Raw genomic sequence first — 14,774 nt, 5'->3', positions numbered from 1 at the left:
CCATCACCTTTGTAGAAGGGAATGGGCAGCATGGATGGAGAAGAGCAGATCAAGAAGGCCTATGAGTCAATTTTAATGCATGATTTTGAGCAAGCAGTGGAATGGTTTGGGCGGGCGATTGCTATGAATCCTCACAACGCTGCCTTTCATTATAAGTTATCGATTACCTATGCCCGGAGCAATAAGCTTAACAAAGCAATTGAACACGCTAGGCAGGCTGTCAGAATGGATAGTCGTGAAACTCCATATCGGTTACACCTCCAAAATCTTCAGGCCAAGGCATTTATGGTAAAGGCAGAACGCTATTTTACTGAAAATGAAGCGCAGCTATGGCTGGCTGTTTCATTGCTGAAGCGTGCTATAGAGCTGGATTCATTATGTTTGGAGGCCTATTTGCTGCTGGGACACGGTTACGCTATGCTTAAGGAATATGACCAAGCCATTAGTGCCATTCACACCTTACTTGAGCTGGATCCGCAGCATGAAATGGGAAGACGATTATTGCTGGAGTATCAGCAGCGATTAAAAGAAAAAAATAATGATTCGAATGAACGACGAAAGGATTGGATATAGATGAGTCAAATTCGTGTAGCTGTAGCCGGAGCGAGCGGCCGTATGGGCCGTGAGGTTGTAAAAATGGTATTGGAGGATCCGAGTTTGGAGCTTGTAGCTGCGATTAGCCACTCCGCAGACTCGTCGATGGACGCAGGCCGAGCCGTCGGTCTTGAGCCGTGCGGGATTAAGATTACGAATGATTTGGAGTTGGCTCTTGTAGAAGGTAAGCCTGATGTATTGGTTGATTTCACAACACCTCATTCCGTGGTCGCTAATACGGCCTTGGCGATTAAATATAGAGTGCGTCCTGTTATTGGAACGACCGGCTTCACACCTGAGGATATTGAAGAGTTTGACAAGCAGTGTAAAGCACAAGGAATTGGTGGTATTATAGCACCTAATTTTTCAATTGGGGCTATACTGATGATGAAGTTTGCTGCACAGGCGGCTAAATATATGCCGAATCTGGAAATTATCGAGTATCATGGGGATCAGAAGCTGGATGCGCCTTCAGGTACTGCGGTTAAAACAGCCGAGATGATTTCACAAAGCCGAGAAGAATTACGTCAAGGAAATCCCAATGAAAAAGAAACGATCGAAGGCTCGCGCGGCGGATTATATGACGGTTTTCGCATACATAGTGTACGTCTTCCTGGAGTGTTTGCCCAACAGGAGGTTATTTTTGGAGCCTTTGGCCAAACCTTGAAAATCAGACACGATTCTTATGATCGTGCAGGTTATATGCCGGGAGTCAAGGTAGCGGTTAACAAAGTGATGGAATTCACGGGTATTGTTTACGGATTTGAGCATTTTATAGATTAAGTCGCAGAGGAGATTTATTGAGATGAACATCGCATTGATTGCACATGACCGTAAAAAGGACGAGATGGTGAACTTTATCATCGCTTATGAGACGGTTTTTGAGAATCATATTTTATACGCAACAGGCACAACGGGCACTCGAATTATGGATGTTACAAAGCTCTCCATTCACCGTTTTATGTCAGGACCACTTGGCGGTGATCAGCAAATCGGTGCTATGGTGGCAACGAATGAAATGGATCTGATTATTTTTTTGCGCGATCCGTTAATGGCTCAGCCGCATGAGCCTGACATTACTGCACTGCTTCGTTTGTGCGATGTGCAAGGAATTCCATGCGCAACGAACATTGCGACCGCGGAAATTTTGGTCAAAGCGCTTGAGCGCGGGGATTTTGCTTGGCGTGAATTAGTACACAAATATAAGCCAGGTGAACTCTAATGAGTTCATCCTTGGACATGCTCATCTTTGGTGCACACCCGGACGATGCGGAAATCGGAATGGGAGGAACCATTTGCAAGCATACAGCAGCAGGTTACCGCGTAGGTATCTGTGATTTGACATACGCAGAAATGTCCTCCAACGGTACTGTAGAAATTCGTCAGCAAGAGGCGAATTTGGCATCGGGTGCACTGGGGCTGGCTGAGCGTAGTAATCTTGGACTCCCGGACCGTGGTTTATGGGTCAATGCATCGAATGTTGCAGCAGTAACACAAGAAATACGCAAGCATAAGCCGCGGGTCGTATTTGCTCCTTATTGGGAAGATCGTCATCCCGATCATATTGCCTGCAGTAAGCTGGTTCAAGAGGCGGTATTTAATGCAAAGCTTCGACGTTATGAACCGGAAACAGAGGCACATACAGTAGAAGCCCTATATTTTTACTTTATTAATGATGTCTTCGAAGCTGATTTGCTTGTTGACATTTCCGGAGTACATGAGCAAAAAATGAAGGCTCTGCAAGCCTATCGCTCCCAGTTTGAAACGGTTGGGAGTCACAATGACTATGTCCACACACCACTCAACCAGGGCTATCTGGAAAGAATCATCGCGAAGGATCATATGTTAGGCCAGAAGCGCATGGTCGCTTTTGCGGAAGGTTTCGTCACGAAGGTACCTTATCTCATTCAACAATTTTAATTCATACACAAGCTTGCAATTTACACGTAAGGGAGGGAGTCCCATGAAGGAACGTCTAAAAATTGGTATTACCTGTTATCCGACGTTGGGCGGCTCAGGAGTTGTAGCAACAGAGCTCGGCAAGCTGTTGGCTGAAAAAGGCCACGAGGTCCACTTTATCACACATAGTATGCCATTTCGTCTCGGTAAATTTGATCGGAATATTTTTTATCATGAGGTAGAAGTTAACGATTATTATGTGTTTAAATATCCTCCATATGATTTATCACTAGCAAGTAAGCTGGCGCAGGTAGCCCAACTCGAAGGTCTCGATTTGCTGCATGTTCATTATGCCATCCCCCATGCGGTATGTGCTTTATTGGCCAAACAGATGGTCGGTGATCATTTGAAGGTTGTGACTACCTTGCACGGCACAGACATTACTGTGCTGGCGCAGGATGAGTCGTTAAGTGATTTAATCCGGTATGCTATTAATCAGAGTGACGCTGTGACCGCAGTGTCGCAGGATTTGATTGAAGAAACGCGCAGGCTGCTTTCTATAGATAAGCCGATTGATTTGGCTTACAATTTTGTTGATAAACGAGTGTACTACCCACGAGAAGTGACGGCGCTGCGTAAAGAATTTGCCCAGCCTGATGAAAAAATATTAATACATATTTCTAACTTTCGACCTGTGAAGCGGGTAACCGATGTTGTAGAAATATTCAACCAAGTATCCAAGGATGTACCCAGTCGTCTGTTATTTGTCGGAGAAGGTCCGGAGTTATCAAAAGTATTGTGCAGGGTAAAAGAGCTGGGCTTACTGGATAGGGTTACATTTTGCGGCAAGCAGGATGATGTGGCTCAATTGCTATCATTATCTGATGTGATGCTGCTCCCTTCGGAAAAGGAAAGCTTTGGTTTGGTAGCACTGGAGGCCATGGCCTGTGGGGTACCTACCGTTGCGTCCAATACAGGGGGAATTCCAGAACTGATCGTTCATGGAGAATCCGGATTTTTGGCGGACATCGGTGATATTGATCAAATGGCACATTACACGAAACAACTACTTACAGACTCGGCATTATATGAGAAGGTCACAGAAGCCTGTTTATATCGGGCACGCTACACGTTCTGTAATGATCTCATAACCAGACAATATGAAGAAATGTATTATCGTGTACTTGGACTTCCGATTCCGGATGGGATTAAGCTAAGGCCGATAAACTGTTAAGTGAAGGAATGAAGGGAATCATGGAGCAAGGGGCTTATACCGTTCTTACGAAGCTGCAGAAGCAGGGTTACGAGGCTTATTTGGTTGGCGGCTGTGTTCGCGATAAGCAGCTGCACCGGCCCGTCAAGGATTATGATATTGCCACCTCTGCCAAGCCCGAGCAGGTGCTGGATCTATTTGAACGCACAATCCCAACAGGACTGCAGCACGGCACGGTAACGGTTGTCCTTGGAGCTCATCATTATGAGGTAACTACTTTTCGTAAGGAGGCGGCATATGAGCAATTCCGTCGTCCTGCCGAGGTGCAGTTTATTGACAGTTTGCATGAGGATTTGCAGCGGCGTGACTTTACGATGAATGCGATGGCGCTGGATCAGCATGGGAATTTAATTGATCCGTTTGGTGGATTAGCTGATATGGAGCACGGGCTGCTCCGCTGTGTGGGTGACGCTTCGGAACGATTTACAGAGGATGCGCTGCGTATGCTTCGTTGTATCCGATTTTCCGCTGAATATGGCTTGGAGGTGGAGGCAGCAACGTGGAAGGCTTTGTGTGAGCATTCCCTGCTTCTTAAGCATATCGCAATGGAGCGGGTACGCATGGAGCTGGAACGGATGATTGCAGGAGCAGATCCGGTGAAAGCACTTGGTTTGCTGGTTTCGAGCGGCATTCTCCGTGAAACGAAGCAAGCCTTAAAGCTGGCTCAGTTGAATCCGCAGCATATGCCAGCTGCTATCCATTTGCTATTGGAATCGGATGCACGCTGGACCTATTTATTTTTGTCAATCGGTCTGAATGCGGCTGAGATCGAAGCAGATATGAGAGTGCTCACCTTCTCTGTGGATCAGATAAAACGGGTTTATAAGGCGGCAGCTGCATTCTATATGCTTAGAGAAGGGCTGCTCCTGAATCAGGATGAATATGTCCAAGAACCTGCTCTTGAGAAAAAGCTTGAACATCTATGGAAGCTCGGTGCCTTGACTTACGGTAAAGCGGCATGGCTTACAATTTATAATATTCTGGCTGTCGAGCCTCGGTGGATGGAGAGTCACGGCATTACGGTTGAGGCAGGTTCTATCGTGCTTAGCCGCGGGAAGGAATGGCTTGATGCATTGATCGTAGACAGTCTCAAACAGCTTCAGGTCGGGGGTAAGGAGCTTCTTGCACATATGAATAATAAGTCACCAGGACCGTGGGTCACTGAGGTTCTTAATCATTTATTACAGGAAACGGCGCTTGGACGGTTGCCGAATGAAACCTGCTTGCTGATTGCTGAAGCCGAGCAATTCGTCAAATATCATAATCTGTAGGGAAGCGGTACATCTGTATGAATATAAATGAGCAATTGATACAATTATTTGTCAGTAATCAGGATGTATTTCTGTCCGGTGAAGAGCTGAGCAACAGGCTCGCATGCAGCCGTACCGCGGTATGGAAGCATATTGAGCGTTTGCGTGCGGAAGGATATGTCTTTGAAGCTGTTCCGCGCAAGGGCTATCGATTCATAAGCAAGCCGGACAAGCTGGATATCGAGCATATTATGGAGCAACTGCAAACCCGAATATTTGGGCGCAAGATTCTGTATTATGATGAGGTTGAATCCACGAATACGTTGGCACATGCTATGGTACTTGAAGGTGCAGAAGAAGGTACGCTTGTCATTGCCGAGCATCAAACAACAGGTCGGGGCAGAATGGGACGCAAATGGCATTCTCCCAAAGGAAAAGGGTTATGGATGAGCTTGGTGTTGAAGCCGCAGATTACACTCCAGTTTGCCCCTCAGCTTACGCTTCTGGTAGCCGTCGCTTTATGCAGATCGATTCGTAAGCTAACCTCGCTTCAGGTTGGCATCAAGTGGCCAAACGATTTGTTAATCGAAGGCAAAAAAATTAGTGGAATCCTGTTAGAATCCAGTGCCGATGAAGAGAAGCTGCAGCACGTCATAGCAGGGATCGGAATTAGTGTAAATCTGGATTTGGACGATTTTCCTGAAGAATTAAGGTCGGTAGCGACATCTTTATCGATAGAAGCAGCCCAACAGATTGATCGTACTCAGCTGTTATGCCAATTTTTACTGGAGCTTGAAACTTTGTATGAGCTGTATCATGAGCAGGGCTTTGCGCCTGTAAAGCTGTTGTGGGAAGCACTTAATGTATCACTTGGCTGTACTGTTCGTTCGCAAGGACCACAAGGCGTGATTGAGGCAACGGCAGAAGGCATTGATGATGCAGGAGCCCTCGTTGTCCGACTTGCCGATGGGTCTCTGACCAAATGGTATTCAAGTAATGTGGAATTCGGTTCTCGGCAAAAATAATGTCTGTTCGTTGGATATAAAATTTGTTATAATAGAGCTAATATGAGGCGATATCAGTGATGAATTGCACTCACAAAGCTACTTTTAATTATTGTGAATGGGATTTTTTAACAACTGAAAAGCTTTATGGAATATGTCGGATTCTGCTCTGAGCCTAACGGACCGAGACAGAAGGATCATATGATGTTAGTTCATGTGACCTTTTTGCCTATCCTTGGCTGAAAGGTTTTTTTGTTTGTGATAGTGGTAACCTAAGCTACAGGAAAGCAGGTGTTAACATGGAGAAACGTAAAGCGAACACGGTCACGAAATTTAAAAAGATGAAGCAAGACGGTAATCCGATATCTGTGATAACAGCTTACGATTATCCTTCTGCACGATTGGCAGAGGAAGCAGGTGTTGATGCTATTCTGGTAGGTGATTCGTTGGGTAATGTCGTTCTGGGATATGAATCCACGATTCCAGTCACATTGGACGATATGATTTATCATTCGCGGTCTGTTGTGCGCGCGGCTACGTCTACGTTTGTCGTGACGGATCTTCCATTCATGACGTATCATGGCAGCCTGGATACAACGCTTCGTAATGCAGCTCGTATTATGCAGGAAGGGTTAGCCAACTCGGTGAAGATGGAAGGCGGATTGGAGATCACAGAAGCCGTAGCAGCCTGTACAAGGGCAGGTATCCCGGTTATGGGGCACATCGGTTTGACGCCACAGTCGATCCATCAAATTGGCGGCTACAAGATTCAAGGTAAAAGCTCGGAGCAAGCCCGCAGGCTGTTGGATGAAGCTAAAGCTTTGGAACAAGCAGGTGCTTATGCGATTGTACTTGAGCTTGTAACCGAGGAGCTGGCCGCACACATCACGGAGCAGCTGTCCATTCCAACTATCGGTATTGGTGCTGGCCCACAATGTGATGGGCAGGTTCTCGTATTCCATGACGCTTTGGGCTATGGATCGGATATAGCGCCCAAACGATTTGTCAAAGTTTATGCGGAAACAGGCGAAGCGATCCGCAGCGGGTTAAAGCAATATGTTGCTGAAGTGAAGAACCGCAGCTTCCCTGCACGCGAACATACTTATCATATGGATGAAGAAGTTGCCGCTGTTCTGTATGGCAGCAGCAAATAGAGGGAGGTGCCAGGTTGGAGCACATACATCAAATACAGCATTTGCGGAATACAATAAGCAATTTAAGAGATGAGAAGCCCAACATACGTATCGGATTTGTACCAACAATGGGCTTTCTTCATGAAGGCCATGCAAGTCTGCTTCAAGCGGCACGCCAGCAATGTGATATTGTCGTGCTCAGTATTTTTGTCAATCCGCTGCAATTTGGACCCAATGAGGATTTTGAACGTTATCCGCGGGATGAAGCACGTGATTTGGCGCTGGCGAAGGCAGCAGGTACGGATATTGTGTTTAGCCCCTCAACGGCTGAAATGTATCCGCGGCCGAGCAAGACGCAAATACTGGTGTCAGGGGTTACTGAACGGCTATGCGGCGCATCGCGTCCAGGGCATTTTGACGGTGTTGGCATCGTCGTGACGAAATTGTTCCAAATCATCCAGCCCGATGCAGCTTTTTTTGGCATGAAGGATGCCCAGCAGGTAGCAGTTATTAAACAGCTGGTTACCGATTTAAATATGCCGGTCGAAATTGTGCCTTGTGCGATCATTCGTGAGCAGGATGGATTAGCGATGAGCTCACGCAATGTTTATCTTCAGCCTGAGGAACGCGAGCAAGCTCTCGTGCTCTCACGTACGTTAAAGCAGGTGGAGCAGAAGGTTATCGAAATGGGTGGGAATTTGCCCGCATCAGAGCTGCAACAAGCGATACGTAAGCAAATTGAGGAAATGCCGTTAGCGGATATCGATTATGTGGAAATATTGGCTTACCCTGATCTGGAGCCGATAGAACGTATGAAAGATGCGAAGGAAGCGATTATCGCTTTGGCTGTCCGTTTTGGGAAAACAAGACTGATTGACAATGTAATTATCCAGTTGCAGGAATAGCTTACATCGATAAGCGGCAACAACCAGGAGGTTAACAACTATGTTCAGAACTATGCTGAAATCCAAAATACACCGCGCTACCGTTACGGAAGCTAATCTTAACTATGTCGGAAGTATTACCATCGACGAAGATTTAATTGATATGATCGATATTCTTCCTAATGAAAAGGTACAGATTGTGAACAACAACAATGGTGCGCGCTTTGAAACCTATGTCATTCCGGGTCCACGCGGCTCAGGCGTGATCTGTTTGAATGGGGCCGCGGCACGTCTGGTACATCCTGGTGATACAGTCATTATTTTATCCTTTGTGATGATGTCTGACGAGGAAGCCAGAAAGCATACGCCGAGTATAGCCATTATGGGCGAAAATAATAAGGTTATCAGCGTTCTTAAGGAAGAAATTCATTCCACCGTGCTATAACGAATGAAAAGAGGCTTTCGAGCGAAAAATGAGGGTATGCTCAAAGCTTAAGGTGGGATGCGCTTATGTTCAAACATCTTTTTACCTCGATGAATGAAATGCTCGATGAAGTTGCTGTGTATTATAAGGCGGCAGCAGGTGTGCACAAACAGGAGCTTGAGGAAAAGCTGCATATGCTCAAAACGATGAGTGACACATTTATTGAAGAGTGGCTGCTGTTTGAGGAGAAGCTTGCATGTTTTTACAGGGATCAGCAGCCAGCAGCGGCTTTAACCGACGGAATGAAGACGGAATTGGGTGACGTACGCTCAGCCGAGTTTGTAAGGGGTCAGGGCTATTACAAGCTGATGATGTTCAGCGAAGCAATCCGGGAATTCACGGTATTGGTTCGTGAGCAGCCGGACTTCACCTTGGCGAGACTGTATTTAGCCATGAGCTTTTTGCAAAAAGGTGACATATCCGACAGCTACGGTCATTTTATTTTCTTATCCCAATGCACACACAATCATCAAATCAAAGCTATTTCCTGCAGTGCGATGGGTTGTATTCAAATGCATGAGCAGAATGTAGACAAGGCCTCCGAGTACTTCAATTTGGCGTTTCAATCGGACCCATCCAGTGTAGAGCCTCTTCTCGAAATGGGATTATGCAGTGAAAAAAAAGGACAGCTTGATTTCTATTGGTAATTTTTCTATTCCCTTTTTGGATGAGTATTGGTATGCTTAAAAGAAACAAGAACGAAGGAGTATCTGAAGAGTAATGAAATTCGCGGTTTTGGATTTTGAAACGACCGGGAGCCAGACTACGGACCGCATTATTCAGGTTGGCCTCGTCATAATAGTAGATGATACCATCACGGACAGGTATACTTCTCTGGTAAATCCAGGGGTCAGTATACCTTCTTCTATAATATCTTTAACAGGCATAGATGATGAAATGGTTAAAGATGCGCCCGAGTTGGATACGGTTATGGCCCGTATGGTGCCACTTTTGCAGGATTGTGTACTGGTCGGTCATGCGATTGCATTTGATTTGTCATTTTTGCAACGAGCTTTGGATGAGCATGGATATTTTGCGTTTGATGGTAAAGTACTGGATACAATTGATGCGCTTCGTGTGTTGTTTCCATCCCTATCCAGCTTTCAGTTAAGCATGGTATGCAACAGCTTCGGTATTGAGCATGAGCGACCGCACCAGGCTGATAGCGACGCAGAGGTTACAGCGCTATTATGGATACGCTGTCTGCAGCGGTTTCAGGAATTGTCTCTGCTTACACTGCAGCGCTTATCGATGGTATTTGATGAAGCTACGACTGACTTTGGCTGGTTTGTGCGCGAAATGATTATGTTCAAGGAAATGTTTGCAGGAGAGGAAGAACCGGCAGGTCAAAATTATCGACAGTTTACTCTTGCGGTCAAGGACTGGGGCGAAGAGGATTCGGTTCGGGAAGAGAAAGACTTATTAACGTTGCCTGATGATTTCGCAGTATTTTTTGCTCAGCTGAAACAAGCGCTCAAGGAACGCTTTACAGCTTATGAGGATCGTGAAGCACAGGAGATTATGCTGGCCGAGGTCGAAGCTGCGTTCGAGCAGGAGCGGCATCTGATGATCGAGGCAGGTACTGGCACAGGTAAATCGCTTGGGTACTTAATACCATCCTTGTTTTACGGGTTAAAGCATGACAAAAAAATGCTCGTTAGTACCCATACGATCAATTTGCAGGAGCAGATCAGGGAAAGAGACATTCCGCTGTTAATGGATTTATTTCCAGTCGGCTTTCGTGCTGCCGTATTCAAAGGAAGAAGCCATTATTTATGCTTGCGCAAATTTGAGACCAAGATGGGTCAGCAGGATTTTGAGCATGGCAAGGAAGATCGGCTGACGGCGGGACAAATGCTGGTGTGGCTAAGTGAAACCGAACATGGCGACGATGAAGAGCTGCATTTTAGCGGCAAAGGTGCGCAGTTCTGGCATTCGGTTGCGAGCGACTCGGATTCCTGCCTGAATCGTGCCTGCCCGTGGTTTAAAAAATGCTTTTACCACCGGGCTCGCAACAATGCTAGCAATGCAGACCTGGTTATTACGAATCATTCGATGCTATTTACAGATACGAAGGCAGAAAGTCGGCTGCTTCCAAGCTACAAGCATTTGGTCATTGATGAAGCGCATCATTTTGAAGAGGTGGCCAGCAAGCATCTGGGTATCGAAGTCGTATACGGTGCTTTTGTCGGTACTCTGTGGTGGCTTTACAAGGATAGTCGTAATGGACAACTTCCCATATTAAGCTCAAGGCTGAGCAGGGCAGACGGCGAAAAGGGGCTTGCGTGGAGTCAGATTCTGGATGCGATGCTTCCTGTTCTGCTGCAGATTAAAGAGGAATGGGATGAATTGACAGATTTGCTCTTTCAATTGGTATCAACCCGTTCTGACCCTTCCCAGCAAACTGAAGGCGGACAATTGGTTTACCGGCTTAAAAAGGATGACAAACCACCAAGCTGGGATAAGCTTCTGGTGCTGGAAGAGAACATGTATTTAAAGCTGACTGAAATTTTGAAAAAGCTGGATAAAGTGCTTAACGAAGTAAAGGACCAGCAGGAAGTGCTGGATGTACAGGGTTTGGTGACCGATATTAGCGGTTCGGTGAAGGAACTGTATAGGCTGAGGGACAATCTTCATTTTTTTATGGCTTTGACCGACGATAACTATGTATACTGGCTTGAAGCGGGAACAAGCAAGAGTAAGTCCATTCAGCTTATTAGTGTACCTGTAGATGTCAGTCCGATGCTTCAGGAGCATTTCTTCGAAGCTAAGGATAGTGTGATTATGACCTCGGCGACACTATCAGTTGGCAAGTCCTTTGACTATACATGTGAACAGTTAGGCTTGAATACCAATGAACCCGAGGCCAAACTGAAAACGGTCCAATTGCAATCGCCATTCAATTATCGTCAGCAAGCGCTGGTTGCGATACCAAGAGATTTTCCCAGCATACGCAGCAACTCTGGTGATAAGCATTTTCTGGACAATTTGTCTCAATCCCTGGCGGAGGTAGCCCTGGAAACGAAGGGACGTATGCTGGTGTTATTTACATCCAACCGGATGCTGAAGCTAACCCACGCGGCTTTAAAAGAGAAACTGAGTCCATTCGGTATAGGTGTATTAGGCCAAGGTGTAGATAGCAGCAACCGCAGTAAGCTGACGCGGCTGTTCCAGAATAGTCCTTCCAGTGTATTGCTCGGAACGAGCAGCTTCTGGGAAGGTGTGGATATTCCCGGTGATGCATTAACTTGTCTGGCCATTGTTCGTTTGCCTTTTCAACCACCGAACCATCCTTTGGTTGAAGCAAAGATGGAGAATCTGAAGAAACTGAATTTGAATCCTTTTATGAAATTATCGGTTCCACAAGCAGTCATTCGTTTCAAGCAAGGCTTTGGACGTCTCGTTCGTACGGCCAAGGATAAAGGTATTGTCATTATTTACGATACGCGTGTTATTGATTCGACCTACGGAAAATACTTTTTGTATTCGCTACCCGGACCCAAAATCGAACATATGCCTACGAATCAGCTAGTGGGTAGAATTAAGCAATGGATGGGAGAAAGCGAAGTATGAAAACGATCAAAATATCGGAAGCAGTTGTTCGAAGACTCCCTGTGTATTTACGCTATTTGAATGAACTCAGTAAAAAAAGTGTGCACACCGTTTCTTCACAGGATTTGGGTCAGAAGCTTGATCTGAATCCTGCTCAAATCCGTAAGGATCTCGCTTACTTTGGTGAATTTGGAAAAAAAGGAATCGGCTATGATGTAGATTATCTGATAGAAAAAATTCGCCAAATTCTGAAGTTGGATAAAGTCATTCCAGTCGCATTGGTTGGAGCGGGTAACTTGGGCAGGGCGCTGTGCAATTATAACGCCTACCTGAGGGATAATATGAAAATTGTTGCTATATTTGATGCCCATGAATCGAAGATTGGTGAATCCATTAACAATCTCAAGGTTAAACCTATGGGAGAACTGAAGGAAACCATCAGAAGTCTGCAGGTGAGGATCGGGATCATTACCGTTCCTGCCTTTGAAGCACAAAATGTAGCTAATCAATTTGTGGATGGCGGCGTAGAAGCCATTCTTAATTTTGCTCCGATCATTATTAAGGTGCCTAATGAGATTCGAGTTCATCATGCCGATTTCACTACGGAGCTGCAAAGCCTTGCTTATTATCTGGATGAAGAGTAAGGGTCATAGACAAGAGTTTTAGCTCCTGTATGAAAATGAAAACACACAAAAAGACCGTTCAAAAGCTTTAAGCTTTTGAACGGTCTTTTTGTGATGTTTAAGCAGTTAGAGGATTTATACAAATAAAGCAATGATTTTGTAGATAAGAAATGAAAGTATCATCGAGATCGGAATGGTAATAATCCAGGTCATAACCATCTTACTAACAGTAGCCCATTTAACATCATGAAATCTCATGACCGTACCTGTTCCTATGATGGAGGAAGAGATAACATGTGTGGTCGATAACGGCATGCCAATGGCAGTTGAGGTTTGAATGATGATCGATGAATTCAAATCGGATGCGAAGCCATTGATCGGTTCAATCTTCAGCAGACGGCTGCCCATCGTTTTGATGATTCTGTAGCCACCAATGGAAGTACCTAAGCCCATCGCGGTTGCAGCAGAAATTTTGACCCATAAGGGTACATCCAGATCAGTCTGGTAGCCAAGAGTAACAAGTCCAAACACCATAATTCCCATTGCTTTTTGTGCGTCGTTGCCACCATGGGACAATGAGAGAAGACCAGCAGAAAAGATTTGAAAAAAACGGAACATCCGATTCATCTTGGATCGCGATTGATTGCCATTTACAATGATAAGCTTTCGAATGATCCACATGATCAGAAAGCCTGTAGCGAAGGCGATGATTGGCGAAAGGACCAGGATAATGACAATTTCTTTGAAGCCACTCCAGTTTAAAGCTGCAAAGCCCGCACCGGATATCACGCTGCCTGCCAAAGCTCCGATTAAGGTGTGCGATGATGAGGAAGGAATCCCGTAGTACCAAGTAATGAGGTTCCATATAATAGCTGTTAGCAGTGCAGCGATCAAAATTTCGACGCCATGTGGAATGGTTGCCGGATTAGCCACCTTGCCTCCTACTGTTTTGGCAACCTCGGAGGAATATATCGCACCTATAAAATTTAAAACGGATGCAAAGATGATTGCGAATTTGGGTGTCAGAGCCCTGGTAGAGATAGATGTAGCAATCGCATTGGCTGTATCGTGAAACCCGTTGATAAAATCAAAGATGAGCGCCAAAGCAACAATGATTATTAATGTAGTTAACATAATTTCCTCCTAGCGATTTCACACAGCTTACGAATAACGCATAATGACGCTATCCAGAATGTTGGCTACATCCTCACAGGCATCGGTTGTTTCTTCAAGACGCTCATAGATTTCTTTTAGCTTGAAATCATGGTAGGGATCTTTGGGGTTCATAAAGATTTCTCGAATGCCTTCACGCATTAAACGGTCCGCATCATTTTCAAGTGAGTTGATTTGTACGGTGTGCTCACTGATTTGTAAATATTTTTTCTTGGACAGTAATTTGAACGAATCGAGAATATGCTGGCAGCTGGAAACGATTACGGCTGAAAATTCCTTCATATAATTATCACTTATATTAATATTCAAATAGTCAAAACGCGCTATGGAGGCTTCAATACCATCTATAACATCATCAAGCTTGGATGCGAGTTCCATAATATCTTCACGATCGATGGGAGTAATGAACACTTTATTAAGACCTTTGTAAATTTGATGCGTGATTTGATCACCTTTGTGTTCCAATTCCTTTAATTGCGGATAGAATGAAGCGGGTGGTTGATCTCCCATAACCGCAGTGCGAAACATTTGGGCGGCCTCAAGCGTGTTCTCTGAAGATTTCACGAGCAGTTGCAAGAAATCCGCATCATTTTTTTTGGCGAAAAGCATGGAATAGCCTCCTTAGAGTTTTGTGAAGCAAAACTGACTTCGTAAGCATGAACTTAGAGTTTTGTGAAGCAAAACTAACTTCGTAAGCATGTACTTGAGTTTTATGAAGAAAAAATAAATTTACGAACATAAAATGAGTGATACGAAGCGAACCGACTTCTATATTAACAATAAATTAATAATATACGAAGTATTTAGATTCATTATGTAGAATTTTGGCGATTAAAATTCACGCAAAATTAAAAATACCATATAGCAGTAACGGAATGCAATGATAGTTTATCCAATTCAGGATA

15 protein-coding genes are annotated in these 14,774 nt (G+C 45.0%); 13 read left to right on the top strand and 2 right to left on the bottom strand.

Going from position 1 to position 14,774, the window contains the following annotated elements:
- Nucleotides 1-30 precede the first annotated feature (30 nt).
- The 13 genes from OB236_RS26915 (at nt 31) to OB236_RS26855 (ending at nt 12,717) form a co-directional block, all read left to right on the top strand.
- Complete coding sequence (locus OB236_RS26915) at nt 31-573, top strand: tetratricopeptide repeat protein (RefSeq protein ID WP_076227539.1); 543 nt, start codon at nt 31-33, stop codon at nt 571-573.
- Entirely contained in the window at nt 574-1,377 is an 804-nt protein-coding gene (gene dapB, locus OB236_RS26910; protein WP_262686721.1) for a 4-hydroxy-tetrahydrodipicolinate reductase, read from the top strand.
- A gap of 22 nt (nt 1,378-1,399) precedes the next feature.
- On the top strand, nt 1,400-1,816 hold the full coding sequence (locus tag OB236_RS26905) for a methylglyoxal synthase (protein WP_076227535.1): 417 nt from the start codon (nt 1,400-1,402) through the stop codon (nt 1,814-1,816).
- Nucleotides 1,816-2,514: a bacillithiol biosynthesis deacetylase BshB1 gene (gene bshB1 / locus OB236_RS26900; protein WP_076227533.1), complete on the top strand. Its 699-nt coding sequence runs from the start codon at nt 1,816-1,818 to the stop codon at nt 2,512-2,514. Before OB236_RS26905 ends, bshB1 begins: the two co-directional genes overlap by 1 nt.
- Nucleotides 2,515-2,557: 43 nt before the next feature.
- Nucleotides 2,558-3,727, top strand: coding sequence for an N-acetyl-alpha-D-glucosaminyl L-malate synthase BshA (bshA, locus tag OB236_RS26895; protein ID WP_076227531.1), 1,170 nt, complete (start codon nt 2,558-2,560; stop codon nt 3,725-3,727).
- Between the two features lie 20 nt (nt 3,728-3,747).
- Entirely contained in the window at nt 3,748-5,037 is a 1,290-nt protein-coding gene (locus OB236_RS26890; RefSeq protein ID WP_262686720.1) for a CCA tRNA nucleotidyltransferase, read from the top strand.
- 17 nt (nt 5,038-5,054) lie between these two features.
- A complete protein-coding gene (locus tag OB236_RS26885) occupies nt 5,055-6,041 on the top strand; it encodes a biotin--[acetyl-CoA-carboxylase] ligase (RefSeq protein WP_262686719.1) in 987 nt (328 codons plus the stop codon).
- A gap of 278 nt (nt 6,042-6,319) precedes the next feature.
- A complete protein-coding gene (panB, locus tag OB236_RS26880; RefSeq protein WP_262686718.1) occupies nt 6,320-7,174 on the top strand; it encodes a 3-methyl-2-oxobutanoate hydroxymethyltransferase in 855 nt (284 codons plus the stop codon).
- A 14-nt stretch (nt 7,175-7,188) separates the two neighbouring features.
- Nucleotides 7,189-8,058 carry a pantoate--beta-alanine ligase gene (gene panC / locus OB236_RS26875; protein WP_408638519.1) on the top strand — a complete coding sequence of 290 codons (870 nt, stop codon included), beginning with the start codon at nt 7,189-7,191 and terminating at the stop codon, nt 8,056-8,058.
- A gap of 40 nt (nt 8,059-8,098) precedes the next feature.
- Nucleotides 8,099-8,482 (top strand): aspartate 1-decarboxylase, encoded by a 384-nt coding sequence (gene panD / locus OB236_RS26870; protein ID WP_076227523.1) that lies wholly within the window; start codon nt 8,099-8,101, stop codon nt 8,480-8,482.
- 65 nt (nt 8,483-8,547) lie between these two features.
- The gene (locus OB236_RS26865; protein ID WP_262686717.1) at nt 8,548-9,168 is read left to right on the top strand and encodes a hypothetical protein; all 621 of its coding nucleotides are present in this window, start codon (nt 8,548-8,550) and stop codon (nt 9,166-9,168) included.
- A 73-nt stretch (nt 9,169-9,241) separates the two neighbouring features.
- Nucleotides 9,242-12,094 carry an ATP-dependent DNA helicase DinG gene (gene dinG, locus OB236_RS26860; protein ID WP_262686716.1) on the top strand — a complete coding sequence of 951 codons (2,853 nt, stop codon included), beginning with the start codon at nt 9,242-9,244 and terminating at the stop codon, nt 12,092-12,094.
- Nucleotides 12,091-12,717 (top strand): redox-sensing transcriptional repressor Rex, encoded by a 627-nt coding sequence (locus tag OB236_RS26855; RefSeq protein WP_076227515.1) that lies wholly within the window; start codon nt 12,091-12,093, stop codon nt 12,715-12,717. The genes dinG and OB236_RS26855 overlap by 4 nt, the downstream gene beginning before the upstream one ends.
- Before the next feature lie 114 nt (nt 12,718-12,831).
- Here the strand turns inward: OB236_RS26855 and OB236_RS26850 are convergent, their stop codons facing one another.
- Complete coding sequence (locus OB236_RS26850) at nt 12,832-13,830, bottom strand: inorganic phosphate transporter (protein ID WP_076227512.1); 999 nt, start codon at nt 13,828-13,830, stop codon at nt 12,832-12,834.
- A gap of 27 nt (nt 13,831-13,857) precedes the next feature.
- Complete coding sequence (locus OB236_RS26845; RefSeq protein WP_076227510.1) at nt 13,858-14,478, bottom strand: DUF47 domain-containing protein; 621 nt, start codon at nt 14,476-14,478, stop codon at nt 13,858-13,860.
- Nucleotides 14,479-14,774: the final 296 nt, after the last annotated feature.

The organism is Paenibacillus baimaensis, from assembly GCF_025567575.1.
The sequence above is the reverse complement of the archived record's forward strand: the minus strand, read 5'-3'. Positions and strand labels throughout refer to the sequence as shown.